At 69.9% G+C, this 10068-nt stretch carries 7 protein-coding genes; 4 read left to right on the forward strand and 3 right to left on the reverse strand.

Annotated elements, in window-relative coordinates:
• Window positions 1-173: 173 nt before the first annotated feature.
• Window positions 174-2000, reverse strand: a complete 1827-nt coding sequence (locus J0695_RS23440) for an acyl-CoA dehydrogenase (RefSeq protein WP_206964433.1) — start codon at window positions 1998-2000, stop codon at window positions 174-176.
• A gap of 123 nt (window positions 2001-2123) precedes the next feature.
• On the opposite strand from J0695_RS23440, the gene J0695_RS23445 reads away from it, so the two are divergent.
• From J0695_RS23445 to J0695_RS23455, 3 genes are all read left to right on the forward strand, one after another.
• The gene (locus J0695_RS23445; RefSeq protein WP_206964435.1) at window positions 2124-2582 is read left to right on the forward strand and encodes an SseB family protein; all 459 of its coding nucleotides are present in this window, start codon (window positions 2124-2126) and stop codon (window positions 2580-2582) included.
• A gap of 106 nt (window positions 2583-2688) precedes the next feature.
• On the forward strand, window positions 2689-3651 hold the full coding sequence (locus J0695_RS23450; protein ID WP_206964437.1) for a pirin family protein: 963 nt from the start codon (window positions 2689-2691) through the stop codon (window positions 3649-3651).
• A 223-nt stretch (window positions 3652-3874) separates the two neighbouring features.
• A complete protein-coding gene (locus J0695_RS23455; RefSeq protein ID WP_206964439.1) occupies window positions 3875-4975 on the forward strand; it encodes an AI-2E family transporter in 1101 nt (366 codons plus the stop codon).
• On the opposite strand, the gene J0695_RS23460 is transcribed toward J0695_RS23455, so the two are convergent.
• Complete coding sequence (locus tag J0695_RS23460) at window positions 4906-7035, reverse strand: ATP-binding SpoIIE family protein phosphatase (RefSeq protein ID WP_206964447.1); 2130 nt, start codon at window positions 7033-7035, stop codon at window positions 4906-4908. The two genes, J0695_RS23455 and J0695_RS23460, sit on opposite strands and share 70 nt — an antisense overlap.
• A 103-nt stretch (window positions 7036-7138) precedes the next feature.
• On the opposite strand from J0695_RS23460, the gene aspS reads away from it, so the two are divergent.
• Window positions 7139-8905, forward strand: a complete 1767-nt coding sequence (gene aspS / locus J0695_RS23465; RefSeq protein WP_206964449.1) for an aspartate--tRNA ligase — start codon at window positions 7139-7141, stop codon at window positions 8903-8905.
• 61 nt (window positions 8906-8966) lie between these two features.
• Here the strand turns inward: aspS and J0695_RS23470 are convergent.
• The coding region (locus tag J0695_RS23470; protein ID WP_443726327.1) for an NADase-type glycan-binding domain-containing protein at window positions 8967-10068 on the reverse strand (1102 nt) is incomplete at its 5' end.

Raw genomic sequence — 10068 nt, forward strand, 5'->3', positions numbered from 1 at the left:
GCGGGAGGGCGGGAGTGCTCATGCTGCCAGCCTAACGACGCCCGCTGACAGGCCCCAGTCGCAGCCCGTAACGGTGGACCAGTACATTCCGGGTCGATTGTGGATCACATACCCCGGTGGCCCGGCCCTCTCCGCGGAGAGAGGACCGGGCCACCGGCTGATCGGGGGGCGGACTAGAAAGCCGCCTCGTCCAGCTCCATCAGGGAGTTGTCGACCGTCTCGGCCAGCGCACGCGCACTGCCCACGCCCGGCAGCACGTTGGCGGCGAAGAACTTCGCGGCCGCGATCTTGCCCTGGTAGAACGGGACGTCCTTCGGGGAGGCCGAAGGCAGCTTCTCGGTGGCCACGGCGGCACCCTTGAGCAGCAGGTACGCGACGACGACATCGCCCGAAGCCATCAGCAGGCGGGTCGTGTTGAGGCCCACCTTGTAGATGTTCTTGACGTCCTCGCCGGTCGCGGTCAGGTCGGTGATCATCGTGCCGACGATCGCCTCCAGGTCCACGGCCGCCTTGGCGAGCTGCTCGCGCGCCTCGCCGAGGTCCTCGCCGCCGGAGCCGACCGCGAGGAACTTCTTGATCTCCTCGGACAGCGTGTTGAGCGCAGCGCCCTGGTCGCGGACGATCTTCCGGAAGAAGAAGTCCTGGCCCTGGATGGCGGTGGTGCCCTCGTACAGGGTGTCGATCTTGGCGTCGCGGATGTACTGCTCGATCGGGTACTCCTGGAGGTACCCGGAGCCGCCGAAGGTCTGCAGCGACTGGGCGAGCTGCTCGTAGGACTTCTCCGAGCCGTAGCCCTTCACGATCGGCAGCAGCAGGTCGTTGAGGCCGTGCAGCGCCTTGGCGTCCTCGCCCGCGGCCTCCTTCTCCTGGATCGCGTCCTGGACGGTGGCGGTGTAGAGCACCAGCGAGCGCATGCCCTCGGCGTACGCCTTCTGGGTCATCAACGAGCGCCGTACGTCCGGGTGGTGAGTGATCGTCACCTTCGGGGCGGCCTTGTCCATGAACTGGGCGAGGTCGGGGCCCTGGACGCGCTCCTTGGCGTACTCCAGCGCGTTCAGGTAACCGGTCGAGAGCGTGGCGATGGCCTTCGTGCCGACCATCATCCGGGCGAATTCGATGATCCGGAACATCTGGCGGATGCCCTCGTGCTTGTCGCCGACCAGCCAGCCGACGGCCGGGTGCTGGTCGCCGAAGGTCATCTCGCAGGTGTTGGAGGCCTTGAGGCCCATCTTGTGCTCGACGTTGGTGGCGTAGGCGCCGTTGCGCTCGCCCAGCTCACCGGTCTCGAAGTCGAACCGGAACTTCGGGACCATGAAGAGCGAGAGGCCCTTCGTGCCGGGTCCCGCACCCTCGGGGCGTGCGAGCACGTAGTGAATGATGTTCTCGGACATGTCGTGCTCGCCCGAGGTGATGAAGCGCTTCACACCCTCGATGTGCCAGCTGCCGTCCGCCTGCTGCACGGCCTTGGTCCGGCCGGCGCCGACGTCCGAGCCCGCGTCGGGCTCGGTGAGCACCATCGTGGAGCCCCACTGCTTGTCCACGGCGATCTGGGCGATCTTCTTCTGTACGTCGTTGCCCTCCTCGTAGAGGATCCCGGCGAAGGCCGGACCCGAGGAGTACATCCAGACGGCAGGGTTCGCGCCGAGCACCAGCTCCGCGTACGACCAGATCAGGGAGCGCGGGGCGGTGGTGCCGCCGATCTCCTCGGGGACGCCGAGACGCCAGTACTCGGAGTCCATGAAGGCCTGGTAGCTCTTCTTGAAGGCCGCGGGGACCGGCGCGGTATTGGTCTCGGGGTCGAAGACCGGCGGGTTGCGGTCGGCGTCGGTGAAGGACTCCGCGAGATCGTTCTCGGAGAGGCGGGCGACCTCGTCGAGGATGGACTTGGCGGTCTCGACATCCATCTCGGCGAACGGGCCGCTGCCGTACGTGCTGTCGCGACCGAGCACCTCGAACAGGTTGAACTCGATGTCGCGGAGATTCGACTTGTAGTGCCCCATGGCAACGGCCCTCTCATAACGCATACCTATGACCAATACCGACTAGTAGCCAATATGATGCTACCCGCCAGTAATAAGATGCAACCCCTCATGGCCCCTATGTGGCGCACTACTCTTGCGCTCATGTACGGCTACGACCAGACCCAGGGTGCTCAGCAGCAACAGCAGTACGCCCAGCCGCAGCAGTCCGGCTACGGCGACCAGCCGCTGTACCCCGAGCCGTCCCCGCCCTCGCTGGCCGACGGGGTGCGCGCCTTCACCACGGGTTCGCTCTCCGCCGAGGACTTCCAGCAGATCTTCGCCACCTCGAAGGTCTACTGCCCGCGCGGCGACAACCCCGGGTTCCTGGCCCTGCACAACACCCAGCAGCCGGTGATCCCCATGTTCACCTCGCTCAAGGAGCTCCGCAGGTACGCCGGCAAGGAGTCCAAGTACTTCGTGATCACCGGGGCGGAGGTCATCGACCTGCTGCCGACCGGCTACGGCTTCGTCCTGGACATGGAGGGCGAGCACCGGATGGTCTTCGACGCCAAGGCCGTCGAACAGATGGTCGACTTCGCGATGCGTCGCATGTACGGCTGACCTGCACCTTCCCTCTCTCTTTTCGTGCCGGAATAACTCACGGCTTGCAGGATGTTCACTGTTCAACTACTTTGGGAGCTGAGCATCCCGCCTAAGGAGGGCCGCCATGCCTGCCGTGACCGTCGAGAACCCGTTGACCCTGCCGCGTGTGACCGCACCGGAGGGTTCCGTACCGCGCCCCGTGCTTGCCGTGTCCACGGCGCCGGGGGGCTTCGAGGGTGAGGGCTTCCCGGTGCGCCGCGCCTTCGCCGGAGTCAACTACCAGCACCTCGACCCGTTCATCATGATGGACCAGATGGGTGAGGTGGAGTACGCGCCGGGCGAGCCCAAGGGCACGCCGTGGCACCCGCACCGCGGCTTCGAGACGGTCACGTACCTGATCGACGGCACCTTCATCCACCAGGACAGCAACGGTGGCGGCGGCACGATCAACGACGGCGACACCCAGTGGATGACCGCCGGTTCCGGGCTCCTGCACATCGAGGCGCCGCCGGAGTCGCTGGTCGTCTCGGGCGGGCTCTTCCACGGCCTCCAGCTGTGGGTGAACCTCCCGGCCGCCGACAAGATGATGGCGCCGCGGTACCAGGACATCCACGGTGGCGAGGTCCAGCTGCTGACCTCCCCCGACGGCGGCGCGCTGCTGCGTGTCATCGCGGGTGAGCTCGACGGCCACGAGGGCCCCGGCATCACGCACACCCCGATCACGATGATCCACGCGACGGTCAGCCCCGGCGCGGAGGTCACCCTCCCCTGGCGCGAGGACTTCAACGGTCTCGCGTACGTCATGGCCGGGCGCGGCTCCGTCGGCGTCGACCGCCGCCCTGTCCACACCGGTCAGACCGCGGTCTTCGGCAAGGGATCCTCGCTGACCGTCCGTGCGGACGAGCAGCAGGACTCCAACTCCCCCGACCTGGAGATCGTGCTCCTCGGGGGCCGTCCGATCCGTGAGCCGATGGCGCACTACGGCCCGTTCGTGATGAACACGCGCGCGGAGCTGCAGCAGGCCTTCGACGACTTCCAGGCGGGCCGCCTGGGCGTCATCCCGACGGAGCGAGTGCCGCACACCTGAGATGGACAAGCGACCGAGGGTCGCGCAGAGGCCGCCCCGGTGACACCTCGTCGCCGGGGCGGCCTCCTTTTTCGGGGGCTCCGCCCCCGGACCCCCGCTCCTCAATCGCCGGAGGGGCTGATAATGGCGCCGCCCCGGCCGTCCGCCGAAGCATCCAGAAGCGGTTCACCCTGGTGGGCCCTTCTGAGGGGCCGTCATCTTGGCTCCGTGGTCCGCTGGCAGCGTGCAGCCAACCACGCCTCTTCTCCCCGACGCCGCCCGTCGCGCTGCCGCCTGGTGTGCGGTGATTCTGCTGGTCACCGGGGTCGCCGCCGTGGGGGTCTGGCTCTGCATCATCTTCCAGACCGCCGTCACCCCCGTGCTGCTCGCGCTCCTCGGCACCGCGCTGCTCGGTCCCGTACACGGCTGGATGGTCAGGAGGAGGGTCAACCGGGCGCTCGCGGCCGTGCTGACCTGCGTCGCGCTGGTGGCCGTCGTCGGCGGGACCGGTTACGTCGTGGTCGTCGCGCTCATCGACACCGGCGACCAGATCGTCTCCTCGCTCAGCGACGCCGGGAACTGGATCAAGGAACACTTCGGCATCGACCAGGCCGCCGACCTCGGCTCCGCCGCCGACAGCGCCAAGAGTCTGATCTCCAAATGGGGCGCGAGCGCCGCCAGCGGAGTGCTGGCCGGGCTGTCCGTCCTGGCCTCGCTCCTGGCCACCAGTGTCCTGGCGCTGCTGCTGACCTTCTTCTTCCTGAAGGACTCCGACCGGGCCGCGGGCCTCGCGCACACCCTCGCCCCGCGCGGTGCGGGCGACACGCTGGAGGCCATGGGCCGCCGCGCCTTCGAGGCCGTCGAGGGCTTTATGCGCGGGACGACGATCATCGCCCTGATCGACGCCGTCTGCATCACCGCCGGACTGCTGATCCTGCGGGTGCCGGGCGCGGTCGGCCTGGGCGCGCTGGTCTTCATCACCGCGTACATCCCCTACCTCGGCGCGACGCTCTCCGGCGCGGTCGCCGTCCTGGTGGCGCTGGCCGACCGGGGCTGGGTGATCGGCCTCTGGACGCTGGGTGTGATCCTCGCCGTACAGCAGCTGGAGGGGAACGTGCTGCAGCCGATGATCCAGTCGCGGACCGTCCAGATGCACCCGGCCGTCGTGATGCTGGCCATCACCGCGGGGGCGTCCGTCGCCGGCATCCTCGGGATGCTGCTCGCCGTGCCGGTGACCGCGGCCGCCTTCGGGGTGATCGGTGAGCTGAGGAAGCGTTACTCCACCGACGACCCGGCGTCGGGGTCCGTGCCGTCGGCCTCGCCCGCGTCAGGACCCGATTCGTAGATCTCGAACCAGATCGACTTGCCCGAACCCCGCGGATCGACCCCCCATGCGTCCGCCAGCATCTCCATCAGCACCAGACCGCGCCCCGAGGACGCCATCTCGCCGGGGCGGCGCTTGTGCGGCAGCTCGTCGCTCGCGTCCGCGACCTCGACGCGCAGCCGCCGGAAGCCCGGCTCACCCGTCGCCGTCGCGACCAGTGCCGCGTCCCCGTCCGTGTGGACCAGGACGTTGGTGACCATCTCGGAAACCATCAGCTCGGCGGAGTCGACCTGCTCGGGGTCCGACCAGTCGTGCAGGAGCTCGCGCAGCTGCCTGCGGACGCCCGCGATCCGCTCCGGCTGGGCCTGGGCGACGGTGAGCGCCGTGCGGCGTACGGCCACCCGCTGCTCGCTGTCCCTGGAGAGCAGCAGCACCGCGATGTCGTCCTCGCGGCGGTCGGCGAGCGGGCCCACCGTGTGGTGCGAGGAGGGGCCGATGACGCCCTGGACCAGGGCGTCGGCCATCTTCTCCAGGGACCCCTCCGCGTACTCCTCCATGATCGGCCGCAGCCGGTCCCAGCCGGTGGCCATGTCGTGCCCGCCGGTCTCGATGAGGCCGTCCGTGCAGAACATCAGCGCCTCCCCCTCCTGGAGGGAGATCCGGGTCGTCGGATAGTCCGTGTCCTCCTCGATGCCCAGCGGCAGCCCGCCCGCGGTCGGGTGCAGCATCGGGGTGCCGTCGGCCGTGATCAGCACCGGGTCGGGGTGGCCCGCCCTGGCGACGTCCAGGGTTCCCGCGACCGGGTCGACCTCGGCGTACAGGCAGGTCGCGAAGCGCGGTCCGGTGAGGTCGGTGTCGTCGTGGGTGTCGGCGAGCCCGGTCAGGAAGCGCCCGGCCCGGGAGAGGACCGCGTCGGGGCGGTGGCCCTCGGAGGCGTACGCCCGCAGCGCGATCCGCAGCTGGCCCATCACCCCGGCCGCCCGTACGTCATGGCCCTGTACGTCCCCGATGACCAGCGCCACCCGGCCGCTGGGCAGCGGGATCATGTCGTACCAGTCGCCGCCGACCTGGAGCCCGCCCCCGGTCGGCACATACCGTGCGGCGACCGTCATCCCTGGGATCTCAGGACCGAGCGTCGGCATCATCGAGCGCTGCAGCCCCAGCGAGAGCTCGCGCTCCGACTCCGCGACCACGGCCCTGGCGAGCGCCTGCGCCAGCATCCTGGCCACCGTGGTGAGCACGGAGCGCTCGTCGGGGGTGAAGGACACCGGGTGCTTGAAGGCCGCCATCCAGGCCCCCATCGTGCGGCCCGCGACGACCAGCGGCAGGAAGGCCCAGGACTGGCGCTGGAAGACCTGCGCGAGGGGCCAGGCGGCCGGGTAGCGGCGCTCGTACTCCTCCGGCGTCGGCAGATAGATGGCCCGCCCGGTGCGCGCGACCTCGGCGGCCGGGTAGTCCGTGTCCAGCGTCATGTCGGCGAAGGGGCCGTCGGCGCCGGGGTTGTGCCCGTGGTGGCCGATGATCGTGAGCCGATCGCCCGCCACACCGAAGACCGCGAGACCGTCCGGCGAGAAACCGGGCATCGACAGCGAGGCGGCGACCCGCAGCACCTCGGCGGTCGAGCGGGCCTCGGCGAGCGCCCGGCCCGCATCGAGCAGGAACGCCTCGCGGGAGCGGCGCCAGTCGCCGGTGATGCGCGCGCGGCCGCCGGTGCTCCCCGGATGGGGCTCGACGACCTCCTGGATGGTGCCGACACCCACGTAGACGTCGGCGGTCTGGCCTATGAGCTGGGGCCTGGACCGGCTGCGTACCGTACGGAGCACGTGCCCGGCCTCGTCCACGATGCGCATCTGGACCTCGGCGAGGGTGCCCTCGGCGATCGACAGGTTCACCACCCCGCGCATCTCGTTCCAGTCGACGGGGTGGAACCGGGAGCGTACGGAGGCCTCCGGATGCAAGGACTGACCGGCGGGCAGGCCCAGCAGCCGGGCGGCCTCGGCGTCGAGGGCGACGCTCCCGGCCGCGCTGTCCCATCGCCACACTCCGGTGGCGATGGCGGCCAGTACATCCTCGGTCTGCATTGCCCCACTTTATTCCGGACGGGTGATCTGAGCAGGGCCGGTACGCTGTGGGGGTTGATTCCCGCCTGTCTCGCGAAGAATCTCGCGAAGAATTGGATGAACGATGCAGCATCGGTACAGGTCCCACACGTGCGGCGAGCTCCGCGCCTCCGACGTCGGTACGGACGTCCGGCTGAGCGGCTGGCTCCACAATCGCCGTGACCTGGGCGGCATCCTCTTCATCGATCTCCGCGACCACTACGGGATCACCCAGCTCGTCGCCCGTCCCGGCACCCCCGGCAACGAGGCCCTGGCGAAGCTGACCAAGGAGACCGTCGTACGGATCGACGGCAAGGTCTCCGCCCGCGGCGCCGACAACGTCAACGGCGAGCTGCCCACCGGCGAGGTCGAGATCGAGGTCGGCGAGGTCGAGATCCTCGGCGAGGCCGCCCCGCTGCCCTTCACGATCAACGCCGAGGACGGCGTGAACGAGGAGCGGCGCCTGGAGTACCGCTTCCTCGACCTGCGCCGCGAGCGCATGCACCGCAACATCATGCTGCGGTCCTCGGTCATCGCCTCGATCCGCTCGAAGATGGTCGCGCTCGGCTTCAACGAGATGGCCACCCCGATCCTCACCGCCACCTCCCCCGAGGGCGCGCGCGACTTCGTGGTGCCTTCCCGCCTGAACCCGGGCAAGTTCTACGCGCTGCCGCAGGCCCCGCAGCAGTTCAAGCAGCTGCTGATGATCTCGGGCTTCGACCGCTACTTCCAGATCGCGCCCTGCTTCCGCGACGAGGACGCCCGCGCCGACCGCTCGCCGGGCGAGTTCTACCAGCTCGACGTCGAGATGAGCTTCGTCGAGCAGGAAGACGTCTTCCAGCCGATCGAGAAGCTGATGACGGAGATCTTCACGGAGTTCGGCAAGGGCCGCGAGGTCACCTCGCCCTTCCCGCGCATCCCGTTCCGCGAGTCGATGCTGAAGTACGGCAACGACAAGCCCGACCTGCGCGCCAAGCTGGAACTCGTCGACGTCACGGACGTCTTCGCCGACTCGGGCTTCAAGGCCTTCGCCGGAAAGCACGTGCGCGCGCTGCCCGTCCCGGACACCGCCTCGCAGTCGCGGAAGTTCTTCGACGGCCTCGGCGACTACGCCGTCTCGCTCGGCGCCAAGGGCCTGGCCTGGGTGCGTGTGGGTGACGAGGGCGCGCTCGCGGGCCCGATCGCCAAGTTCCTCACCGAGGACGACATCAAGGCCCTCACGGACCGCCTCGACCTGAAGCCGGGCCACGCGGTCTTCTTCGGCGCGGGCGAGTTCGACGAGGTCTCCAAGATCATGTCGGGCGTCCGCGTGGAGGCCGCCAAGCGCGCCGGCCACTTCGAGGAGGGCGTCTTCCGCTTCTGCTGGATCGTCGACTTCCCGATGTACGAGAAGGACGAGGAGACCGGCAAGATCGACTTCTCGCACAACCCCTTCTCGATGCCCCAGGGCGGCCTGGCCGACCTGGAGGAGAAGGACCCGCTCGACATCCTGGCCTTCCAGTACGACATCGTCTGCAACGGCATCGAGCTGTCGTCCGGCGCGATCCGCAACCACGAGCCCGAGCTGATGCTCAAGGCCTTCGAGATCGCGGGCTACGAGCGCGAGACGGTCGAGCACGAGTTCGCGGGCATGCTCCGCGCCTTCCGCCTCGGCGCCCCGCCGCACGGCGGCATCGCCCCGGGCGTGGACCGTATCGTCATGCTCCTCGCGGATGAGCCCAACATCCGCGAGACGATCGCCTTCCCGCTCAACGGCAACGCCCAGGACCTGATGATGGGCGCGCCCACGGTCCTCGACGAGACGCGGCTGCGCGAGCTGAACATCCAGCTGCGCAAGCCGGTCGAGAAGTAGCAGCAGGAACGAGGAAGCCCCCGGCCCGCACCACGCGGACCGGGGGCTTCGCCGTGTGCGCTCAGCTGGTGGAGCGTCCGAAGTACTCCAGCTCGGCGATCGCCACCTGCTTGGCCGGGGCCGCGCCGTAAGCGGAGCGCAGCACCAGCCGTACGGACACCGCCCCGCGCACCCGCAGGTCGATGCGCTGCGCACCGCCGTCGTCGATGCGCTCGTGGAAGGTGCGGGGCTTGCCGCCGGAGTCGGTGACCACCATGTCGAACTCCTGCGGGCGGGCCTGCTCCACCGACTGGCCCGCGCGCTTGGACGTGCCCGGGGTGATCACCATGTTCAGCAGGTCGGTGGGCTGGCCGAAGGTGGCTTCCAGGTACTGGCCGGCCGAGTCGCCCGCGTAACCGGTGCCCCACCAGGTGTTGGAGTAGCCGTCGAAGGCGACCTTCGCATCGTGGCCCGCGGAGGAGTGCGAGGCCTTGAACGACGTGGGGTGCACGGCGACGCGCTTGGCGAAGTGGTCCTGTACGGCGCGGGCGGCGGGCGGGCCGCCGATGACCCCGCCGACGACCACGGCGACGACCGCCACCGCCACCAGGGCGCGGGCGATCCACCGGCCCCTGCCCTGGTTCAGGCGGGGGCGCTGGCCCGCGTACGGGCCCTCGGCGGTGGCGGCGTCCTGCGGGGCGAGCGGGGTGGCGCAGCTGCGGCAGAAGTGGCGGTGCGCGGTGTTGAGCGTTCCGCAGGCCGGGCAGGGGGCGCCGTTCTCGGGCTGGGGGGCCGCCTGTGCGGTGCGTATCTGCGGACGGGCCGCATCGGGCCGGCCGGGGAGCACACCGCCGGGCGGCGTGGAGTACGGATTGGCGTCGGGGACGGGGACCAGCAGGGAGTGGGCGGTGCTCTGCGGCGGGTACGGGCCCGTCAGCGGGGGCTGCGGGACGGTGTCCCTGGCGTCGCTGTTGGCCTGGTGGGGGGCGGCCGAGTACGGGGTGGACGAGCGCTGGGCGGTCGGGTGCTGGGCGGACGAGTGCTGGGCCGTCGTACTCGGGTCGGCGGCGCGCGGGTCAGTGGCGCGCGGGTCGGCCGGGAGTTCCTCCGGCGGCCTCGGGGCGGCCGGGATCCTCGGCGGGCGCTGGAGGGTCACGGTGTGGTCGGGGTACTCGGGCTGGGGG

The sequence above is a fragment of the Streptomyces beijiangensis genome, assembly GCF_017315755.1.
Classification (GTDB): Bacteria; Actinomycetota; Actinomycetes; order Streptomycetales; family Streptomycetaceae; genus Streptomyces; species Streptomyces beijiangensis.

Excerpts from the sequence above, each read along its gene's own strand:
- J0695_RS23450 (WP_206964437.1), top strand. The coding sequence starts at position 2,689 with ATGCCTGCCGTGACCGTCGAGAACCCGTTGACCCTGCCGCGTGTGACC.
- aspS (WP_206964449.1), top strand. The coding sequence starts at position 7,139 with ATGCAGCATCGGTACAGGTCCCACACGTGCGGCGAGCTCCGCGCCTCC.
- J0695_RS23440 (WP_206964433.1), bottom strand. The coding sequence starts at position 2,000 with ATGGGGCACTACAAGTCGAATCTCCGCGACATCGAGTTCAACCTGTTC.
- J0695_RS23460 (WP_206964447.1), bottom strand. The coding sequence starts at position 7,035 with ATGCAGACCGAGGATGTACTGGCCGCCATCGCCACCGGAGTGTGGCGA.
- J0695_RS23445 (WP_206964435.1), top strand. The coding sequence starts at position 2,124 with ATGTACGGCTACGACCAGACCCAGGGTGCTCAGCAGCAACAGCAGTAC.